At 34.1% G+C, this 20,727-nt stretch carries 23 protein-coding genes; 7 read left to right on the top strand and 16 right to left on the bottom strand.

Features of this window, described 5'->3' with window-relative positions:
* Positions 1-75 precede the first annotated feature (75 nt).
* On the top strand, positions 76-804 hold the full coding sequence (locus SCB73_RS14740; protein ID WP_320566971.1) for a biotin--[acetyl-CoA-carboxylase] ligase: 729 nt from the start codon (positions 76-78) through the stop codon (positions 802-804).
* Positions 805-1,224: 420 nt separating this feature from the next.
* On the opposite strand, the gene SCB73_RS14745 is transcribed toward SCB73_RS14740, so the two are convergent.
* Together SCB73_RS14745 and pyrE are read right to left on the bottom strand one after the other, a co-directional pair.
* On the bottom strand, positions 1,225-1,617 hold the full coding sequence (locus SCB73_RS14745) for an SRPBCC family protein (protein WP_132990285.1): 393 nt from the start codon (positions 1,615-1,617) through the stop codon (positions 1,225-1,227).
* Positions 1,618-1,781: 164 nt separating this feature from the next.
* On the bottom strand, positions 1,782-2,426 hold the full coding sequence (gene pyrE / locus SCB73_RS14750) for an orotate phosphoribosyltransferase (RefSeq protein WP_320566972.1): 645 nt from the start codon (positions 2,424-2,426) through the stop codon (positions 1,782-1,784).
* 7 nt (positions 2,427-2,433) lie between these two features.
* On the opposite strand from pyrE, the gene SCB73_RS14755 reads away from it, so the two are divergent.
* A complete protein-coding gene (locus SCB73_RS14755; protein ID WP_320566973.1) occupies positions 2,434-3,066 on the top strand; it encodes an NUDIX hydrolase in 633 nt (210 codons plus the stop codon).
* 72 nt (positions 3,067-3,138) lie between these two features.
* Here the strand turns inward: SCB73_RS14755 and SCB73_RS14760 are convergent, their stop codons facing one another.
* The 3 genes from SCB73_RS14760 to SCB73_RS14770 form a co-directional block, all read right to left on the bottom strand.
* The gene (locus tag SCB73_RS14760) at positions 3,139-3,540 is read right to left on the bottom strand and encodes a hypothetical protein (RefSeq protein ID WP_320566974.1); all 402 of its coding nucleotides are present in this window, start codon (positions 3,538-3,540) and stop codon (positions 3,139-3,141) included.
* Between the two features lie 248 nt (positions 3,541-3,788).
* Positions 3,789-4,505: an energy transducer TonB gene (locus SCB73_RS14765; RefSeq protein WP_320566975.1), complete on the bottom strand. Its 717-nt coding sequence runs from the start codon at positions 4,503-4,505 to the stop codon at positions 3,789-3,791.
* Positions 4,462-5,184, bottom strand: a complete 723-nt coding sequence (locus SCB73_RS14770; RefSeq protein ID WP_320566976.1) for a hypothetical protein — start codon at positions 5,182-5,184, stop codon at positions 4,462-4,464. Before SCB73_RS14770 ends, SCB73_RS14765 begins: the two co-directional genes overlap by 44 nt.
* A 147-nt stretch (positions 5,185-5,331) precedes the next feature.
* On the opposite strand from SCB73_RS14770, the gene SCB73_RS14775 reads away from it, so the two are divergent.
* On the top strand, positions 5,332-5,571 hold the full coding sequence (locus tag SCB73_RS14775; RefSeq protein ID WP_320566977.1) for a hypothetical protein: 240 nt from the start codon (positions 5,332-5,334) through the stop codon (positions 5,569-5,571).
* Positions 5,572-6,059: 488 nt separating this feature from the next.
* Here the strand turns inward: SCB73_RS14775 and SCB73_RS14780 are convergent, their stop codons facing one another.
* Entirely contained in the window at positions 6,060-7,787 is a 1,728-nt protein-coding gene (locus SCB73_RS14780; protein ID WP_320566978.1) for a M14 family metallopeptidase, read from the bottom strand.
* A 241-nt stretch (positions 7,788-8,028) separates the two neighbouring features.
* On the opposite strand from SCB73_RS14780, the gene SCB73_RS14785 reads away from it, so the two are divergent.
* Complete coding sequence (locus SCB73_RS14785; protein WP_320566979.1) at positions 8,029-9,390, top strand: DEAD/DEAH box helicase; 1,362 nt, start codon at positions 8,029-8,031, stop codon at positions 9,388-9,390.
* 177 nt (positions 9,391-9,567) lie between these two features.
* Positions 9,568-10,014: a hypothetical protein gene (locus tag SCB73_RS14790; RefSeq protein WP_320566980.1), complete on the top strand. Its 447-nt coding sequence runs from the start codon at positions 9,568-9,570 to the stop codon at positions 10,012-10,014.
* Between the two features lie 163 nt (positions 10,015-10,177).
* On the opposite strand, the gene SCB73_RS14795 is transcribed toward SCB73_RS14790, so the two are convergent.
* The 5 genes from SCB73_RS14795 to SCB73_RS14815 all read right to left on the bottom strand — a co-directional run bounded on the left by SCB73_RS14795 (position 10,178) and on the right by SCB73_RS14815 (position 13,770).
* Positions 10,178-10,756 carry a PhnA domain-containing protein gene (locus tag SCB73_RS14795; protein WP_320566981.1) on the bottom strand — a complete coding sequence of 193 codons (579 nt, stop codon included), beginning with the start codon at positions 10,754-10,756 and terminating at the stop codon, positions 10,178-10,180.
* Between the two features lie 72 nt (positions 10,757-10,828).
* Entirely contained in the window at positions 10,829-11,431 is a 603-nt protein-coding gene (locus tag SCB73_RS14800) for a zinc-ribbon domain-containing protein (protein WP_320566982.1), read from the bottom strand.
* Positions 11,432-11,512: 81 nt separating this feature from the next.
* Positions 11,513-11,971, bottom strand: a complete 459-nt coding sequence (coaD, locus tag SCB73_RS14805; RefSeq protein WP_320566983.1) for a pantetheine-phosphate adenylyltransferase — start codon at positions 11,969-11,971, stop codon at positions 11,513-11,515.
* A 58-nt stretch (positions 11,972-12,029) separates the two neighbouring features.
* A complete protein-coding gene (locus tag SCB73_RS14810) occupies positions 12,030-12,647 on the bottom strand; it encodes a zinc ribbon domain-containing protein (RefSeq protein WP_320566984.1) in 618 nt (205 codons plus the stop codon).
* A 151-nt stretch (positions 12,648-12,798) separates the two neighbouring features.
* The gene (locus SCB73_RS14815; protein WP_320566985.1) at positions 12,799-13,770 is read right to left on the bottom strand and encodes a D-alanine--D-alanine ligase; all 972 of its coding nucleotides are present in this window, start codon (positions 13,768-13,770) and stop codon (positions 12,799-12,801) included.
* A 461-nt stretch (positions 13,771-14,231) separates the two neighbouring features.
* Here SCB73_RS14815 and SCB73_RS14820 point away from each other — a divergent pair, with 461 nt between their 5' ends.
* Together SCB73_RS14820 and SCB73_RS14825 are read left to right on the top strand one after the other, a co-directional pair.
* Complete coding sequence (locus tag SCB73_RS14820) at positions 14,232-14,852, top strand: PASTA domain-containing protein (protein ID WP_320566986.1); 621 nt, start codon at positions 14,232-14,234, stop codon at positions 14,850-14,852.
* The gene (locus tag SCB73_RS14825; protein ID WP_320566987.1) at positions 14,842-15,888 is read left to right on the top strand and encodes an RluA family pseudouridine synthase; all 1,047 of its coding nucleotides are present in this window, start codon (positions 14,842-14,844) and stop codon (positions 15,886-15,888) included. Before SCB73_RS14820 ends, SCB73_RS14825 begins: the two co-directional genes overlap by 11 nt.
* Before the next feature lie 208 nt (positions 15,889-16,096).
* On the opposite strand, the gene SCB73_RS14830 is transcribed toward SCB73_RS14825, so the two are convergent.
* The 5 genes from SCB73_RS14830 to SCB73_RS14850 form a co-directional block, all read right to left on the bottom strand.
* The gene (locus SCB73_RS14830) at positions 16,097-17,338 is read right to left on the bottom strand and encodes an ATP-binding cassette domain-containing protein (RefSeq protein ID WP_320566988.1); all 1,242 of its coding nucleotides are present in this window, start codon (positions 17,336-17,338) and stop codon (positions 16,097-16,099) included.
* A gap of 109 nt (positions 17,339-17,447) precedes the next feature.
* Complete coding sequence (locus tag SCB73_RS14835) at positions 17,448-18,293, bottom strand: sulfurtransferase (RefSeq protein ID WP_320566989.1); 846 nt, start codon at positions 18,291-18,293, stop codon at positions 17,448-17,450.
* A gap of 11 nt (positions 18,294-18,304) precedes the next feature.
* Entirely contained in the window at positions 18,305-19,156 is an 852-nt protein-coding gene (locus SCB73_RS14840) for a ThuA domain-containing protein (RefSeq protein ID WP_320566990.1), read from the bottom strand.
* Positions 19,157-19,169: 13 nt separating this feature from the next.
* Positions 19,170-19,559: a DUF1398 domain-containing protein gene (locus SCB73_RS14845; protein WP_320566991.1), complete on the bottom strand. Its 390-nt coding sequence runs from the start codon at positions 19,557-19,559 to the stop codon at positions 19,170-19,172.
* A gap of 115 nt (positions 19,560-19,674) precedes the next feature.
* A complete protein-coding gene (locus tag SCB73_RS14850) occupies positions 19,675-20,667 on the bottom strand; it encodes an alpha/beta fold hydrolase (RefSeq protein WP_320566992.1) in 993 nt (330 codons plus the stop codon).
* Positions 20,668-20,727 lie beyond the last annotated feature (60 nt).

Genomic DNA, 20,727 nt, shown 5'->3' on the forward strand with positions numbered 1-20,727 from the left:
TGTAAAGTTACCAAAATTTGTGATTATTTTTGAACCTTAACAAAATATTAAATTAAGTTAATTTAAATTATTTAAATGAAACTAATCAAACTCGATGCCATAGATTCTACAAATGACTTTCTAAAGGCATTGTCAAGCCAAGATGAACTGGAGAATTTTACTGTGGTAACGGCTGAAAATCAGACAAAAGGAAAGGGGCAAATGGGAGCGAAATGGCAGTCTGAATCAGGTAAAAACTTAATTATGAGTGCCTTGGTAAAAGATTTTATATTTGATAACGAACAGGTTTTTAATTTAAGTTTAATAGTCTCATTAAGTGTCATTGAAGTGTTAAAATCATTAAATATTCCCGAATTAAGCATAAAGTGGCCAAACGACATTATGTCATATAATAAAAAAGTTGGTGGCATATTAATCGAGAATACCATCAAAAGTGATGGCAGAATCGTGTCAGTTGTCGGATTAGGGTTAAATGTCAATCAGACAAATTTTGACGAATTGCCAAATGCTTCTTCATTGGCAGTTATTTTAGGAAAAACTTTTGACAAGGAAGAGTTGGCAATCTTAATCGTTGAAAAACTAAAAGAAAAAATTCAATCTTGGAACACCTCATCGCAGACTTTCTGGGATGACTATTTTAATTTTTTATTTAAAAAAGGAATTCCAACTGCATTTAGAGACAATAACAATCAAGATTTTATGGGAATCATTCAAGGAGTTTCTCCAATAGGAAAACTACAAGTTTTATTAGAAGATGATTCTGTTGTAGAGTTTGAGATTAAAGAAGTGAAAATGCTTTATTGAGAGTTGCAAAGTGACTGAGGGACAAAGTGACAAAGGTTTTTCGTAGAGACGCACTGCAACGTCTAACTAAGGTGCTAAGGTTCTGAGATGCTAAGATTCTAAGTTTTTTTGCCACGAAGTTTTTTGTAGAGACGCACTGCAGTGCGTCTAACGTATTGGTGAAATCTCGCAAAGACGCGAAGTCGCAGAGTTTTTTTACAGATTTATTCAGAAAACCAAGTGTGAAAAAGTGTGAAAATGACAAACTGTATGAAGCTTTGCTAAAAGAGAAACTCTGCGACTTAGCGACTTTGCGAGAAACAAATCTGCAAAATCTGCGTAAAAAAACTTTGTGTCTTAGTGTCTTCGTGGCATTCAAAGAAAAAGCCCGATCGTTAAATATCAGGCTTTCATTTATAATTAACAATTTACAATTCACAATTATAATTTGTTCATATTGTTTGCGAGAGTTTCAATAAACTTGCTGATTGGGCCTTTGATCATCATGGCCATCATAGCGTTGAATTCGCCTTCAAAAAATAATTGAACTGCACTTTCAGAGTCAGAAACGCTATCAATATTTGAAGTCAAAGTAAACGGAAGCTTGTCGCTTGCAGCACCCAAAACAATTTTGTTTGGCGCTACTTTATCTTTCATTTTCAATTTGATTTCAGGCATCCCTTTCAATCCAAAAATAAAAGCGTCTTCGCCAGTCACTTCAAATTTAGCGATATTGTCTGGCATTAATTTTTCGAAATTCTTTACGTCGGTCAGTTGGTCAAACAAATCTTGAGCCGATTTCTGAACAGTAACTTTTGGACTTTCTAAGTTCATATTGTATTTGTTTTTGTTTTTTAACGCAAAGTGCGCTAAGTTTTTTATATGCTAGGTTTTGAAAAAAAACACAAAGTTCGCAAAGCTGAAACTTTATTAAATTCCAATTTTTAAATTCCAAAAAAGAGCGAAGTGATTTTTTGGAGAGATCTAAAATCTAAAATCTATTCCTGTCCCCAAGTCGATGGACTTTGGCTCCATTCTAATAAAGTCGATTGTTGATCTTCGGTGATATATTGTTTCTGAACAGCTAAGCTTAAAAGATTTTCGTAGTTGCTTAACGTGAATAAATCAACATTCGCTTCTTTGAAATTTTCTTCGGCTACGCCAAAACCGTATGTAAAAATTGCGGCCATACCTTTAATATTAGCACCTTCGCTTCTTAAAGCCTCAACAGCCATCAAACTGCTTTTTCCAGTACTAATCAAATCTTCAACAACCACAACATTTTGTCCTTTTTGTAAAAAACCTTCCACTTGGTTTTGTCTTCCGTGTTTTTTAGGTTCCGGACGCACATATACGAAAGGAAGACCTAAACTTTCGGCAACCAAAATTCCAACACCAATGGCTCCAGTAGCAACACCAGCAATCACATCAGGTTTTCCAAATTGTTTTTCAATGTTTTTAGCAAATTCATCACGAACATAGTTTCTGATGCTCGGAAATGAAAGAATTAACCTATTATCACAGTAAATAGGCGATTTCCAACCAGAAGCCCACGTAAAAGGATTTTCGGGATTCAATTTAATTGCATTTATTTGCAAAAGCAATTCGGCTGTTTTTTCGGCAGTATCTTTATTAAAAATCATAATACAAATGTATAAAGTTTTTGTAAACGACAAACCACTTTTTTTGACAAATGAAATCTCGCGTGAAACAGATTTCCAATTGTTCTTGTTGGAGAGTATTGATATCGAACAGCTTATTATAAAAATTTTTCAAAATAAAATTCAAAAAGCCATTCTATATCATCCAGATGAAAGTGAGATCATGAAAACCCTTAAAGCCAAAATTCCGGTGAACAAAGCTGGTGGAGGTTTTGTGTACAATAAAAAAGGCGAAGTTTTATTTATATTCAGAAACGGAAAGTGGGACTTGCCAAAAGGCGGTATCGAGAAAGGGGAAGACATTGAAGCGACGGCTATGCGTGAGGTAGAGGAGGAGACAGGAGTAAACAAGCTTCGTATTACGAATAAACTTCAAAAAACCTACCACATCTTTAAACGCAATGGAAAATACAAACTCAAAATCACGCATTGGTTCGAAATGCAGTCTGATTTTGAAGGAACACCGCACGGACAACTTGAAGAAGGAATTGAAAAAGTTGCTTGGTTAAATCGAGAACAAATCAAAGAAGCGCTTAAAAACTCTTATGAAAACATAAAATTGCTTTTTCAAGAAGAAAATTACTCTCCTTCAGATTTAAAAACAAAAAAAGAAAACTTATAATCTTAAATTTAGATTTCTATAATGGTATAAAAAATGCCCAATAACAATTTGTTATTGGGCTTTTTTAATGTCTTATTTGTTTGTAATAAACAAAGTAGGTCCGCAGGTTCCTTTTTCGCTTTCACCAACGGAATGAACCGATCCTTTCTCAAAATTGTCTTTAAAAGTTAAACTAATCATCTCTCCATTATTGTTTCCCTTTATAACAATGCTTCCGGCTGGTTGCGCTTCAATTGTCCATTGAATTTTTGTAGCATTTAATGAGCTACTATAGTAAAAATCAGTAGTTGATCCTGGTTTTGCAATACAAGTCGCATTATTGTCCTTGTCAAAGAAAACAGTATTTCCAGAAATGTAGCAATATGTTCCTTGTAGGTTCGATGGTATGCTAGATTTATTGCCAGCTTCAGCTTTCTCATCATTAGAACAGGAAACGATGAAAAGCGTTGCGAATATTACATATAATTTTTTCATTTTGCTTTTTGTTTGCGTTATATTTTATAGTACAAAAAGCTTGAAAAGGTTGCGTTCGAAGATTGATTTTTAAACAGAAATAGTTGGGCGTGCCACCATCCCGATAAAAGGGCTAATTCACTGTGCGCTTATTCGCCCTTTTATCGGGATGCTGTCGGGCTTTCGCCTCCGCCACGGCGGATTAGCTCTATCCCTCACGCGGCAAGGCGTTTCTAGTTTACAGCCTTTCGCATAAAACGAAGTTTCTATTAATTAAATTTATTCAGCTTTAAAATTTCAGTTTTCAATTCTTCAGGTGTTACTGGATTAAATTGTAAATCCTTTGCAGATTTTTCACTTGTAGTCGTTTCGTTAATAGCTAGAAATGGTTTGCCTTCAAAATATTTAACAGCAACGATTGTAATTTTTTCTTTTAAAAGCGAATTGTAAAAAACAACTTTTTTAGGACTTAAGGCGCCCCTCATAATCGATTTAAAACGATGGTAGATAATGTTGACAGAAATATTGCTTTCATCTTCAACAATAACACCATAATTGATTACCATTGATGGAACATAGGTCAAAAAACGATCGCAATTTATATATCCTAGATTTGTGCTATTGAACATATAGTAACTAATTTCATCTGCCTTTTTATTTTCATCAGTTTTTGTAACATACGGTTCTAGAGCGATTCTATTGTTGTAATTATTTGAGGAGGAAATATCGGAGTCTGCTGATTGTAAGGTAATTGATATGGTATAGATACAGTTTACGGGAACACCTTTTATTTTGCCGGGAGTAAATTTTCCAAGTTTTTTGAGAACTCTAAGAAATTCTTCATCAGCAGCTCTGCTCAAACCTTTTTTTATCTTAACATCAGTGACATTTCCTTCTTTGTTTACAACAAAAGTAGCATATATTTTGCCGCTAATTTCTTCGTCAGGACAGTCTGTAGTTATTACCAATAAATTTGTAAAATGCATCCTTTCCACCTATATATACTGGCATTTCGTCAACATTTTCAAAAGTCTCACTTAAATCAAACGAACTTTTGTCGACAATCCAATTGATTTGATTTTTTTGCCAAATTCCATTAAAAAGCTGCATTCCATCTTTATTTCCTTTTTTTGGAAAAGCAATTTCCATATTCTTTCCTTTTCTTAAATCACATTTTTCGCCATTTGCTGTTGCAGCAATATGCAACATTCCGCCCGTTTCCAACAATTTTCCATTAGAAGTTGTCGAAAGTCCGCCCAAAATCATATCCGAAATCGAATAATATTCTTTAACCGATATTTTGATTTTTGCTGTCGCTTCCTTTCCTGTTTTAAGCAAAACAAAAGAATTTGCTTTAATGGTAATCTTGGTTTTCTCTGCGCATAAAATTGTTGTGTCTTTCTGGTTATTAATCAAAAAGAATTGTGGCTTTTTGTCATTTTTGATAAAGAAATCAGATAATAATTTTTTGTTTTCGGCCACATTATTTTTTGGCGAACTTATAACTGCAGTATCCGTTTTTAAATCATCATTTAAAATAGTATCCTTTTCAAGTTTTATTCCCGAAGAATCGGGATTAGATTTAAGATTTTCTTCTTTTGTCTCATTTTTACATGAAGAAATTCCAATAACAAATACGATTATCAACGCGAGTTTAAATTTCATCTGGCTAGTTTATTAAAAGAAATAATTTTACAAAATGTTACATCAATTCAGCATAAGCAATTCCGAATAAAAATATGGAAAGCACAATATCAATATTTCTGATTAGTACGGGTAATACTATTGAAACTCAAATATAGAATGTTGAAATTGAATATAGTTACGGCAAACCGTAAAGTTTTTTCTAATAAAGAAATTACCATACCGATAGCGCGGATTTATAAGTCAGAGTTATTGTTTTTTTTAGTTAACATCTTATTCAGTATCAAAGAAGATAGAAAACCAGCGAGAGCGAGTAAAATTAAGAGCAAGCTTCTTAATGGTTTTTCGTTAAAAGCAGCAAAGGGAAAAATAGCGACTGAAGCAAAAAGAATTAATGCGACCCAATAAATATTCTTTTTAAAAAATGCTAAATAAAAATTAAATAAAAGAATAGCCAAATTGAAAAAAATCCCAGTGAAAAGAATCGTTAATCCAAACCCAACAGACTTGTGTGGTATTGGATAAAGTCGGACAATTGCCTTATATGTTATCACCGATAAAATTAGTTGAATAAAAGAAATAATTATTGGTTTCAGGATTTTGTTTATCATTGTCATTCTTTCATTAATTTGAATATACTTTTTAGTAATTTAATTTTATGCGTTCACGAGCGCACCGTTTGTACTCGTTCACGCTATTGTTTCTTTTAGTGGCAGGGAATGCATATTCGCGTTATCGAGGAAAAAAGTGTGTGAGCTTCAACTTTGTCAAAGTTTTAAACTTTGACAAAGTTCTACACGCATAGCTTTGCGATCTTAGCGTTTGCTAAACTCAATCAAAATCAAAAAAATCTTAGCGCACTTTGCGTTAAAAAATAGATGCGCCATCAAAAAAAACTACAAAACTCGATAAACAGGATACTGCAAATGTGCCTTCTCATAATAAACAGAATGCTTGTAAATCCAATCCAACTGCGCTTCGGCGTTTTTAGCAAATTCGCGGTCGTTTTGTTTTTTGGTTTCCAATTCTGCTTTTAAAGCTGGATTGTCTTTTAAAAGTTGTCCGGCAGTATCTTCAAAAATATACTCTGAATAATGTTCTTTTTGCTGTAAAATAGGGTCGAAGAAATTCCAGTTAAAAAATGAATCAACGCCTTCTGGTTCAAAAGCTTCGATTAAATATTTAACGCCTTTTTGGTTTGTTGGAACATAATAATCTCCTTTGGCGAAAGCCATTTTGACCATTTTAGAAGTTACGGTCGTGTTTCTATGGGCATAATGTCCTTCGTAAGCAGATGGAACCGTTTTAAAATCGGCAATTCTGTAGCTTTCGACTTCAATTATCGTATCGTTTTTAAATTGACGAAATGAGATATTGTTGTTTTTCAAAAGATCAATAATATTCCAATAACCTCGTGGCACTATATACGCCGTAGGAATCACAATTTCCTTAGCCGATTTGAATTCTTTGATATACGGAACATCTTTTTTGTACGGTTTGCTTCTGTCATAATACAAACGGTCGCCAGTTGTAGCGTCACTTTTTTTGTAACCCGCTTCGTAGCCTAAAAAAGTAAATTTTGTGGCTTTTGTGCTGTCCATTTCCCATTGTAAAGTATAGGATTTTTTAGGCTGATACTGTTCTAAATTCTTAACTCTTAAATCTTTTATTTTTTGATAATTCGCATCGGTAAAATCCAAAGTTGATTTCATGTATTCGTATGTCATTTTTACGCGTTCAGCATATTTTTTCAGCATGTGCGTTTCAACTACAAAACCAATTGTATTGAATAATGAAGTATAACCAGTAGTATATCGCGGACTATCAACAAATTGTCCAAAACCTTTATCTGGCGTATCTTTAAACGAATCCACATAAGGCGTGGTTTCGATTTTCTTTTTTTGAAGATCTTTTACCAAAGCCGGCATCATTTCGTCATTCATAAAATCACCCAAAACTTTTCCGAGTTTGTTGTGTTGCGTCATGATGTACGTCAGCTTGTATTGGTAATCAGAGCCGTTGCTCACGTGATTATCGATAAAAACATCGGCATTTATTTTTTGGAAAATTTCTACAAAACTCTTCGTATTTCGAGTATCCGATTTCATCAAATCACGATTCAAATCGTAATTTCTGGCATTTCCTCTAAAACCATAAATTTCCGGCCCGTCCTGATTGGCGCGCGTTGTTGAATTTCGGTTTAAAGAACCGCCAATATTGTAAACGGGAATCGTAACCAAAACCGTATTTTTTGGTGCTTTCATTTTTCCGGTTGCTAAATCTCTGTAGAATTGCATCGTAGCGTCGATTCCGTCTGGTTCTCCGGCGTGGATTCCGTTATTTATAAAAAGAACTGCTTTGGTTTTCTGAATTTTATCGAAATCAAATTCCTTGTCCGGATTAAAAGTTATCATGTGCAAAGGTTCACCAGAATCGGTCAATCCCATTTCTTTCATTTGAATGGTTGGAAAATCGGCAGCAAGCATTTTAAAATAAGCTATAGTTTCTTGATAAGATGCCGATTGGTTTCCGTTTCCTTTCTCAAAAAACGTATCGTATTTTTTATTGTTTTGAGCAAAAGTAGTGATGGTAAAAAGTGAAATGAGAAATGTAAAAAGTTTCATGAGTTTTATTTTAATAGAAATCAAATATAAGTTTTTTTTGTTTTAGGTTTCAAGTTTCAAGTTTCATGTTGATCTGCTTTATGATTATTTTTTCTCTCGCAGATTTGGCAGATTGAGCGGATTTTTATTTTAAAATTTAATCTGCTAAATCTGCCAAATCTGCGAGAAACAAAACTTTATGTTAAGTGACTTGAAACCTGAAACAAGAAAACTTGAAATAAATTTTAATTACTTTTGCAAAATGAACAAAAAACACCATTCTCAAGATATACTTTCGAATTTAGGGATTGATAGCCTAAATGAAATGCAGGAAATGGCACATGATGCTGTTTTAAACGAAAACAACACCTTACTACTTTCTCCAACTGGATCTGGAAAGACATTAGCTTTTTTGCTTCCAATTTTGGAATTGTTGCAGCCTGAAATTTTATCGGTGCAATGTTTGATTTTAGTTCCGTCGCGCGAACTTGGATTGCAGATTGAGCAGGTTTGGAAAAAAATGGGAACGCAATATAAAGTAAACATCTGCTATGGTGGACATTCAATAGATACTGAAATCAAGAATTTGAGAAATCCGCCGGCGGTTTTGATTGGAACTCCAGGAAGAATTGCAGATCATATTGACAGAGAAACTTTCAGAACCGATAAAATTCAGACGCTTGTTTTAGATGAATTCGACAAATCGTTGCAATTGGGTTTTCATGAGCAAATGTCTTTTATTATTGCAAGATTGCCGAAAGTCAATAAAAGAGTTTTGGTTTCGGCCACTTCAGATATCGAAATTCCGAAATATACAAAAGTTGTAAATCCGGTTGTTTTGGATTTTATTCCAGAAGAAGAGGAAAAAACAAATCTTTCGATGAAAATGGTGATTTCCCCAGCAAAAGATAAATTGCAGAGTTTGTTCAATTTGATTTGTTCACTAAAATCAGAATCGGCCATTATTTTTTGTAATCACAGAGATGCTGCAGAGCGAATCAGCGACACTTTGAACGAAAAAGGAATTTATTCGGTTTATTATCATGGCGGAATGGATCAAGACGAGCGCGAGCGTGCTTTGATTCAGTTTAGAAACGGAAGTATTGGTTATTTGGTCACAACAGATTTGGCTGCAAGAGGATTGGATATTCCAGAAATGAAACACGTAATTCATTATCATTTGCCGTTAAAAGAAGACGAGTTCACGCATAGAAATGGGCGTACGGCTCGTATGCAGGCAACAGGAACGGCTTATGTAATTATCCACGAAAGTGAAAAAGAATTGGATTATATTGATTATGAAATGGAGATTTTGGACGTTGAAGGAAAAGTTTCATTGCCAAAACCGCCACAATTTCAAACTATCTATATTAGTGGCGGAAAGAAAACAAAGCTGAACAAATTTGACATCGTAGGTTTCTTTTCTCAAAAAGGAAAATTGGAAAAAGATGATTTAGGGTTGATTGAAGTAAAAGATTTTGTATCGTTTGCCGCAGTAAAATTCAATAAAGTAAAAGATCTTTTGAAGAATATTAAAGACGAAAAAATGAAAGGCAAAAAGTTTAAAATTGAAGTTGCCCGCAATGTCGTTAAGAAAGAAGAGGACAAAAACAAAAAATACTAGAATGGGTAAAAATTGGATAGGTGCGTAAAATTTAACCTATTGTGTTGTTTATCAGTGTTTTGTAAAATTTGAATTAAGTTTTGCAATTTTGTGTTAAAAAAATAATGATTTGATAGCGATTTTTTCATTATTTCTATGTTTTTTTGCTACAGTAAAATTGTAAACCCCAAATCTGTTATGAAAAACATTATTACCGTTGCTGCTTTGTTTTTAAGTTTCGTTTCATTTGCACAAATTAAAGTTCTTGAAACAGTTCCTGTTGAGAAATTAGGAAAAGTAAATAACAACTACATTCAAAAAATTGGAGACGAGTACACAGTGTATTACACTAGTATTCAAAATGATGACGATTCTTCTTCTTTAAGAAAATTTTCATTCAAAAATGTGAATAACGATTATTCAAATCTTTACACTATTATCATGAATGGTTTTGGCGCAAATCCATTGTACGATATTAAATTAGAATTACCAAACAACTATATCTGGTTGCATTACACAGGAAGTGTTGTTCCAGATAAAGCAACTGTTCAATTTATGGTTTCTAGCAAAGAAGCTACTTCTGCAACAAGCAGTGTTTCTGAGCCATTCGTAAGAGATCAAATCAATAAATTATTCCAGAAATAATTTTATAAGGTTCAAAGGGACGAAGAAACAAAGTGACAAAGGCTTCAAATCTTTGTCTCTATATCATAAAAAAAGCTGTTCAATTGAACAGCTTTTTTTGTTTAGTTTCAGGTTGAAAACCTTTGTCAATTTGTTTCTTTGAACCTTTGTACCTTCAAAAAAACTATATTTTCTTTACATACTGTGTAATAATCACAATTTGTTGCCCATCAACTTTCCCTTCGATGTATTCTGCATTTTCGTGGTCTAAACGAATGTTTCTAACCGCAGTTCCTTGTTTGGCAACCATGCTTGAGCCTTTTACCTTAAGATCTTTAATTAAAACAACCGAATCTCCATGTTGCAAAACAACGCCATTGCTGTCGCGGTGAACGAGTTTGTTTTCGTCGTCTTCGCCTTCGCCAGTTGCTTGGGCCCAAGCCAGTGTGTCTTCATCTAAGTACATCATGTCAAGCAATTCCTGAGGCCAGCCTGCGGCACGCATTCTGCTTAACATTCTCCATGCTACCACTTGAACCGGAATATTTTCATTCCACATGCTGTCGTTTAAACATCTCCAATGGTTTAAATCGACATTGTCTGGGTTTTCAATTTGGTCAATACAGGTATTGCAGGCAAATATTGCTTCATCAATTCCGCCTTTTTGAGTTGGCAGTACTTGATATACTTTTAGGTTTTCCTCGGCGCCACAAAGTTCACATTTAGATCCGCTTCGTTTGCTTAATTCTCTCTCGATGCTCATTATTTTGTTTGTTTTAAAAAATGCGAAATTACTTATATTTTGCTTCGCATGCAAGTTTGAGGCAAGTGACTATTAATGTCTCACTACCTCGTAAATTTTATTTTCTTTAAAAAGTTTTTGTAAATCTTTTTTTGCTATAATTTTTTTATCTCTGTAATTTTTTTCCAGGTCAATTTTATCAATTCCAGTTTTCTTATCCACTTCCATATCGTTCAGCAACAAAGTCAAACTGTCTTTTGAAATTTCAGTCAATTTCATCGTAGAATAAAAACCATTTGCATTGTCGATGCTGTAAACATCTCCAATTTTTGGACTTTCAATGTAAGCGATATTATCTTTTCCTTTTTGTACCGTACTATACATTCCAAATAGAAAAAGACCAGCTATAATAAAAATTCCTGAATACATCCAAAGCGGGCTACTGATTCTTCCAATTGAGTGTTGTATTTTTTGTTTAATAGGTGCTGGAAATTCTTTTTGTTCAAATGTCTTTTTGCACGAGTTGCATTCGGCGAAAGTTAATTTTTTAATTGGAAAAAAAGGTATCCAGTAAATGTGCGCATATTTTTCATATAAACTGTAGTTCATGGAAACTGTAGCGTTGCAATCTGGACAATCTACATTGGTAATTCGGTCGTTTTTAATGTGTTTTGATTTGGTTCCGTAAAAAATCATTAGTTAAGTTTTATAGGTTATGTCAACAAAAATAATGATTTATCTTACCTATGCAAGTAAATTAAAAAATGATTTATTCAGTTATTTCTTAGCTCTTACCGCCTCTGGAACCAGCATCTCATATTCGCCGCCATTTCGCAATACATCACGCACAATACTTGAACTGATAAAAGAAGTACTTGCGGCAGTCAATAAAAATACAGTTTCAATTTTTGAAAGTTTTCTATTGGTGTGGGCAATGGCTTTTTCAAATTCAAAATCGGCTGGGTTGCGCAAACCTCTTAAAATAAAATGTGCTTTTTCTTTTTTTGCTAAATCAATAGTTAGTCCTTCATAAGTTATTACCGAAATTTTTGGTTCGTCTTTGAAGGTTTCTTCAATGAAACGTTTTCTTTCTTCTAATGAAAACATGTATTTTTTTTCGGCATTTACACCAATCGCAATTACGATTTCATCAAATAATGAAATTCCTCTTTTGATGATGTCTTCATGTCCGAGTGTAATGGGGTCGAACGATCCTGGAAATATGGCTTTTCGCATTTTTTTTAAGGTTCTAAGGTTCTGAGAGGCTGAGCTACTATATGTAAAGCTTCAGAACTTAATTATTAATCACGTTTTTTCTCGAAATTTTTATGATTTCGTCGTCTTTATATAATTTCAAAAGTTCTTGTCTGGAATACGAAAACTTTTTGTCCGAGTAATTTTCGGGTTTGTTTAAGTCATCAACCTCATAAGGCATGTATGCGTCAAAATCGTTGTGGGTCGTATAAATGCTATCAGTGGTCACTTTGTCTATTCTCATATTGGAATAATAACCATTTGAGAATTTCAAATTATAGACATCGCCTTCAGAAGGATTTTTTATTAAAATTGCTGTTTCATCTTTTGCGCTGAAATAGTTGTTTAGAAAAAAAACAGAAACGATAAAAATAATTATAGACCCCGAATAGGTCCATAACGTGGCATCTAATTTTTCAGATCTCATTTTTAACTGACCATTTTCAGATAAATCTTCATAGTCAAACGTACTTTTGCAATTATTGCATTCAACTACTAAAATTTTGCCTACAGGAAATAAAGGAATAAAGGTAAGATGTGCATACTTTCTGAAAATACTAAAATGCAACGAATTTTCGGTATCGCATTTTGGACATTTTTCATTTGAAATCACGCCATTTTTTACATTAAAATCTCGAGTCCCGACTAGAAATAGCATTTTTTTTATTTTTAAGGTTCAAAGCTACAAAGGCACAAAGGCTTTTTTGAATGACTTCTCCCGAAGTTTCGGGATCGCTCAGTCTGACAATTAATGATAAAAAAATAAGGCGCTGAAATCTTAGTATCTCAGCACCTTAGTATCTTAGTAACTAGGCTAAAGCCAGCTCAATAGCATTTGTAAATAAATCTTCTAGAGAAATTCCTGCTGCTTTTGCTTGTTGCGGAATCAAACTTTCGGTTGTTAAACCTGGAATGGTGTTCATTTCAAGCATATAAGGCTCGTTGTCAACAATAATGAATTCGCTTCTTGAGAAACCTTTCATTTTTAAGACTTCGTAAGCGCGTTTTGCTGTTTCTCCAACTTTTTGTGTCAGTTCGTCAGAAATTCTTGCCGGTGTAATTTCTTGTGATTTTCCTTCGTATTTAGCTTCATAGTCGAAGAAATCATTGTCAGAAACGATTTCTGTAATAGGCAATACTTTGATTTCGCCTTTATAGTTGATTACGCCAACAGAAACCTCAGTTCCGTCAAGGAAACTTTCGATGATGATTTCGTTGTCTTCTTTGTAAGCTACTTCGATTGCAATTGGAAGTTCAGCCTCTGTTTTTACTTTTGAAATTCCGAAACTTGAACCTGCTTTGTTTGGTTTTACGAAACATGGCAAACCAACTTTTTTAACAATTTCGGCTGTATTGATTTCGTCGCCTTTATTTAAGTAATACGAAATTGCCGTTTTGATTCCGTATGGCTTTAAAACCGATAATAAATCTCTTTTATTGAAAGTCAATGCCGATTGGTAATAATCGCAAGATGATTGTGGCAAACCAATTAATTCAAAATAAGCTTGCATTAATCCGTCTTCGCCTGGAGTTCCGTGAATGGCGTTGAAAACACAATCAAAAGTGATTTTTTCCCCGTTTACCGTTACAGAAAAATCATTTCTGTCAATTGGAAATTCGGCGTCGTTGGCATCTACATAAACCCATTTTTCTTTGAAAATATGAATTCGGAATCCGTTGTATTTTGTTTTGTCAAGATATTGGTAAACAACGTTTCCGCTGATAAGCGAAATTTTGTATTCGCTTGAATATCCGCCCATGATGATGGCAATGTTTTTCATTGACTTTTTGTTTATGTGTTTAATCGTTTATATGTTTAATCGTTTTGTTTGCCACTAATTCCACTAATTTTCACGAATTGTTCTTTGTATTCGTTTTGCTTGTAAGACAGAGCGTAGTCGAAGTCCCGTTTGCTGCATCACTTTGCGGAGCTTCGACTTTGCTCAGTCTGACAATATTTTGCAGTTGTTTTAATAAAATAAAAACAAAATATTCTTTTGAAAATGAGTGCTCTAGCCCTGATGGGAGCGGCATCCTTTTGTGCCGGGGTTCGGCGCAAAAGATACAGCGGACAGCAGGAAACAGCTCCTAGAAATTGAAATTTTAAATTCTAAAATACCAAATTCCAAAAATTTTAGTTTTTAATAGAAATAACAATCGCAGAGCATTTTTGTTTTAAACAAAATTATCATTTTTTTTGAAATGAAATACTTTATCTTTGCGTTCATCTAAAAATTAATTTATGAGTTTACGTAAGTATTTAACTAGTCGCGTATTTTTTTTACAATTGTTAAGTGCGGCAGCTATCATTGCAGTTTTGGGTTATTTGTTTATGCATTGGTTGACTTTTACAACTGATCACGGACATGAAATTGCGGTTCCGAATTTATCTAAATTGACAGAAGAGCAAGTTGAGGAAAAACTTGATGAGTTGGACTTAGATTATGTGCTTTTGGATAGTGTTGATTACCGAAGTGAATATCCGAAATTTAGCGTTGTTGAGCAAGATCCTTTGCCGGGAACGATGGTTAAAGTAGGTAGAAAAATATATATCAAAATTAATGCATCGGGATTTTCATCTGTTAAAATTCCGGATTTAATCGAGAAAACATATCGTGAAGCGGTTCCAACATTGAAAGCTTTAGGACTTGAGCCAGGAACTATTACTTATATTCCGAATCTTGGAAAAGATATGGTTTTGGAAATGCGTTACAAAGGAAGAAATTTAAAAGTAGGAGACCGCGTATTGAAAGCGTCTAAAATTGATTTGGTTTTAGGTGATGGAAAAGCGAGTTATGTAGATGATAGTCAGGCAGACAGTACTGCAACTGAGCCTGTAGAAACCCCAAAAGATGAGCAATAATATTGAAGAAAACTTAGATCTGGAAGACGAATTATTCGAACATTACAGATTTGAAGTGCCTAAAGGTCAAGCGTTTTTGCGTATTGACAAATATTTAATGTATTTGATTCCGAATGCCACGCGAAATAAAATTCAGAACGCGGCAACAAATGGGAATATTTTTGTGAATGATATTCCGGTAAAATCAAATTACAAAGTAAAACCTTTTGATGTGATAACGGTAATGTTGTCGCATCCGCCATTTGAAAATAGAGTTGATCCCGAAGATATTCCGCTGGATATTGTTTATGAAGATGATGCACTTTTGCTGATCAATAAACCACCCGGATTGGTTGTTCACCCAGGTCATGGCAATTATACCGGAACTTTGGTGAATGCGTTGGCATTTCATTTTGAAAATTTGCCAATGAACAGCAGCGAACGCCCAGGTTTGGTTCACAGAATCGATAAAGATACGTCTGGACTTTTGGTTGTGGCCAAAACTGAAGCGGCAATGACGCATTTAGCCAAACAATTTGAAGCTAAAACAACAGAACGTGAATATATTGCTCTAGTTTGGGGAAATGTTGCGGCTGACAGCGGTACAATTGAAGGAAACTTGGCAAGACATTTAAAAGACCGCATGCAAATGGCTGTTTTTGATGATCCTGAAATTGGAAAACCTGCTATTACGCATTATAAAGTTTTGGAACGTTTTGGTTATGTAACTTTGGTTTCGTGCAAACTAGAAACTGGAAGAACGCACCAGATTCGTGCGCACATGAAACACATCGGGCATCCGTTGTTCAATGATGAGCGTTACGGCGGACATTTGATTTTGAAAGGAACGACTTTTACAAAATACAAACAGTTTATCGAAAACTGTTTTAAAGCATTGCCACGTCAGGCGCTGCATGCTAAAACGCTTGGTTTTGTTCATCCAAATACTGGTGAAATGATGCGTTTTGATACTGAACTTCCTCAAGATTTTAAGGATTGTATCGAGAAATGGCAAAATTATGTGAAATCGCATAATACTGACGATGAAGGGAATTAGATAATGTGTCAATTAGATAATTAGATAATTTGAAAATTAGATAATTTCTTTAACGGAAATAAAAAACAAAAAGGCTCCTTAGGGAGTTTTTTTGTTTTTTGAGAATTATCATAGTCCCAATTTTCTGTAGAGACGCACTGCAGTGCATCTCTACAGGAATACGTTGTGTTAATTGTTACATTATCTAATTGACAAATTTTCTAATTATCTAATTCAATTCTGAGTGGTATTTTATTTTTCCAATTGAGCCTGTTTCTGAAGGCAAAAGCTCGAAAACAGAAGTAGGAGCAAGGCCTTGTTCGATTCGGTGGGAAACATAAATAATACTCACATTTGTTTCTTGTTTGATAGTATTAATTAATTGAATAACCAAATCTACATTCTCGTCATCTAAACCTTCTACGGGTTCATCTAAAATCAATAATGGCGGATGTTTTAAAACAGCGCGAACAATTAAGGCAACTCTTTGCTGGCCAATTGAAAGATCGATGAAACGCTTTTTTCTTAGATGTGTCATTTCAATCACTTCTAGCCATTGTGTTACGATGTTTTTTTGATGTGTTGTGGGTTCTGTATAAAGTCCGATTTGGTCAAAGAAACCTGATAAAATCATTTGTTCCAAAGTATGGCCTTTTTGAAACAAATCCATCATAGCAGTAGTATAAATACCGATTTGTTTTTTGATGTCCCAAACACTTTCTCCAGTTCCTTTTTTTCTTCCAAATAAATATAAATTTTGCCCAAAACCTTTTGGATTATCTCCTGTGATCAAAGATAAAATGGTGCTTTTTCCAGAACCGTTTGGGCCAATTAATTGCCAAAATTCTCCTTGTTTGATTGTCCACGAAATGTCATTGAGAATCTTTCTTTCGTCATAACTTACAGAAACATTTTTCAGTCTTATTAATTCATTTTCAGGAAAAGTATGAACTTCTGTGGCTTTTGGAATTGCGGTTGAATTTAAGGTTTTGAAATGATTTTCGTTTTTTACAAATGGATGGAGTTCGAAAGTATTGTCTTTGATTTGAGCTTTGTTTGGAACAAATTCAAGTACATCAACAGTACGGTTTAAGAGCTGGATAATTGCAATGTTATTTGTGAGATCTTTTAAGGAATCAGCTAAAACTACTCTTGAAGCCTGATCTAAATGATCAAAAGGATTGTCGAAAATGATAAAATCGGGCTTTTGATTGATGCAGTATTTTAAAAACTCTTTTTTGCGTTCGCCAGACGAAAAAGTTCGAAGTTGCCTGTGCGATTCTGGTGAAGCTTCTACGCTGTCATATTGAAACTCTTTTTCAATGAATTTTTCAATCGCGATATCAGAAAACAGTATTCCTTTTTGGGTATTAAAAACAGCTAATTCTCCAATTGCTTCACCGTTTAATATGTTGTCTATTAGTTTTTTTTTATTTACCTGATTTGATAAAAGTATATCCCAGTGTTGCATTTTTGTATTTTGAAATTTATTAACTACAAAGAGTCTTTTTAGCCACAGATTTCACAGATTAAAATGATTAATCTTTTATAATCCTTTAATCTGTGGCAAAAAAACTAATCTATTTTTTTGTTGCCATTTCGCGATCATTTCTCGACCATTCGCTCCATGAACCAACATAAAGTTTCGGAATTGGAATTCCTGCGTAATCCATTGCAAGTAAAGTGTGGCAGGCCGTTACGCCAGAACCACAGTGCACAATTACATTTTCAGGATTGATGTCGCCTAAAATGGCTGTATATTTTTCATTTAAAACCTCTGCCGATTTATAAAATCCGTTTTCATCTAAATTTTCACTAAACGGAATATTGATAGCGCCCGGAATGTGTCCTGCAATCAAATCCAGCGGTTCTGTTAAGCCATCAAAACGATTTTTATCTCTAACATCAATTACGATGTTTTGATCGTTTTTACGCGCTTTTTCGACTTCTTCAATATCGGCGACAGCCAATTTCCAATTTGAAACGGGATAATTGCTTTTTTCAAATTGTTCACTTCCAGAATTTATCGGAAAACCAACTTTTATGGCTTCTTGCAAACCGCCGTTTAAAACCTGAACTTTTTCATGTCCAATTGATTTCAGCATCCACCAAAATCTCGAAGCCGCATTTGAACCGTTTTTGTCATCATAAATAACAACATGACTTTCTGGTGAAATTCCTGTTTTAGAGAGTACTTCTGAAAATTTTTCTAAAGATGGAAGCGGATGTCTGCCACCATTTTTCGGATTGCAATCGACTGTTGCCAAATCTTTGTTCAAATCAACGTAACGTGCATTTTTTAAATGTTCGTTTTTATAATTTTCTTCCGCATTGAGTCCGGCTCTGGCGTCGATTAAAACAAATTCAGGAAGATTTTGCAATCCAAGTAATTCCTCTGGATTGATTAGAGATGACAATTTAGACATTTTACGGAAGTTTATTTTTTTGATTTTCCAAATAACTGTAAAGCATTTAAAATCAATTTGTTTTGTGTTTTATTTTCACATGTATACGAAAGGGTTTTATTGGTTTTGCCTTCATAATCAATATCGTTATGTCCCATATTTATATAGAGCATTTTGTATTTTTTATTGGTCCAAACTACTGGATAATACCCGCTGTGCCAGATTTCATGTGCTTTTGGGCCAGTTCCTAAAGGAAAACTGCTTTCATCGATCGCCAAAAGGATTTTGATGTCTGGATTTTTTGTTAAATCATTGCTCCATCGGTACCATTCATTCGGTTGCGATTTAAAGGTTTTCGGAATATTTTTAGTTATAGGATCTTGATTTTCAACTCTCAAAATAGCCGATGTTGGTCGCCAAGTATTGCTTCCGTATTCGCCAGAACCTAAAAAAGTATTGTGATACCAATCCCAGTTTTGAGGATATGAAGAATCATTCAAAGCAAAAGCCGAAAAGTGAAACCCGATAAATCCACCGCCGTTTTCCATATATTTTTGGAAAGCTTCACGTTGTGCCGGAGTTTCTGGTCTTGTGTCTAAAAACAATACAACTTGATATTTTGCTAAAAATTTTGCATTCAAATTGTCCCAATTGCTTGTAGAATCGTATTCAAAATGATTTTCTTCAGCAACTTTTGGAAACCATTTATTGGCTTCGTGAACAAAGCTAATGTGTGCCTGATCATTTTTGGCGGTGTAAAAAGCAATTACCTTAAACTTAGTTTTATCTTTTTTATGTTGTGAAAAGCCTGTAAAGCAAACCAACAAAAGAGCAATTAAAATATTTGTTTTGAAAGCTGAATTTATTTTCTTGAAAATCTTCATATTTATTTTAAAATTAGCTTGGAATCTTTTCGATTAAAATTTCGTTGTTGGCACTGTCAAAATAGGTGCATGTCATTTCGATAATATCAACGCGCCACTTTGCTATTCCACATTGTCCGCAATGATTGCAGAAAGTTAGATAATCGGTTTCTCCGTGCTGGTGCTTTACCAAAAATTCGATGAAAAGTTCTTTGTTAACTGATGAAGCAACAGGAATGGTGCTGTATTTTTCATCTGAAGAAACAGAATAATTATTCACACCAAAATATTCTGCGTGGCCATCATTCACATAAGTGTCATAGCCTTTTACGCCTAGAATAATCAAGTCTTGTATATAATTTGGAAAATCTGCTCCGCTTTTTACTTTAGCATGTGCTTCTTTTATTTGTTCGATTGTAAACATAAATATTTAGTTTTTAAGTTATAGTTTGCCACGAATTACACTAATTTACACTAATTTTGACTTAGATAAATAAAAATAATTTGTGCTAATTTGTGTAATTCGTGGCTAATAAATTTTATTCTTTCAAAAATACGATTAATGGTTTTATAAATTGGTCAAAAGATTCAATATGTGGCAAATGTCCTGTATTTGGAATCTCAACCAGTTTTGAATTCGGAATTGCTTTTTGGGTTCGTTTGCCTAATTCGGCGTAATTTCCCATTGTCGCTTGAATATCTTGAGAAACTAAAGGTTTTCCTAAAGCCGTTTTGTCTCTTGTTCCAATAATCAAAAGAGTTGGAACCTGGATGTTTTTGAATTCGTATAAAACAGGTTGTGTGAAAATCATTTCATACAAAAGTGCCGAATTCCAAGCTACCTTATCGTATTCAGGATCGGCTGTCCAACCTGCGCCGAGTTCGGCCCATTTTTGGTAATCGGCATTCCATTTTCCATTATAATAATTGGCCATTTGGTAATTTTTTATGGATTGAAAGTTTTGCTTTTGCTCCGATTCGTACCACCAATCAACAGGTTTGTATGGAACGACTAATTTCCAATCTTCCAAGCCAATTGGATTTTCGAGAACTAATTTTTCGGTCATTTCAGGATACATCAAAGCAAATCTCGTCGCGAGCATACCACCCATTGAATGGCCGAGGATGGTAGCTTTTCCGATTCCGAGATGATCCAATAATTTTTTAGTGTTTTCTGCCAATTGCTGAAAAGTATATTGAAAATTATCTGGTTTTGATGATTTTCCAAAACCAATTTGATCCGGAACAATTACACGATAACCTGCCGCATTTAATGCTTTTATGGTAGTTTCCCAATAAGCTCCGTTAAAGTTTTTTCCGTGAAGCAGAACAATATTTTTGTTGTTGTAATTTTCTGGAACCACATCCATATAAAACATTTGCATGTATTGACGCTGATTGTTTAACTCCAAAAAATGAACGGGAAATGGATATTCGTAATTGGTCAAATTAATATCTAGAGACTTGATGTTGACATCTTGCGAAGAGGCCAAAAAAGGAAACAAGAACAATAAAAGCTTTGCAATTTTCATTTTTGAGCTGATTATATGTTTGAAGCATAAAATTACCGTTAACCAATTTGAAATGCAAAG

The organism is Flavobacterium sp. KACC 22761, assembly GCF_034058155.1.
In the GTDB taxonomy this organism is placed as follows: Bacteria; Bacteroidota; Bacteroidia; order Flavobacteriales; family Flavobacteriaceae; genus Flavobacterium.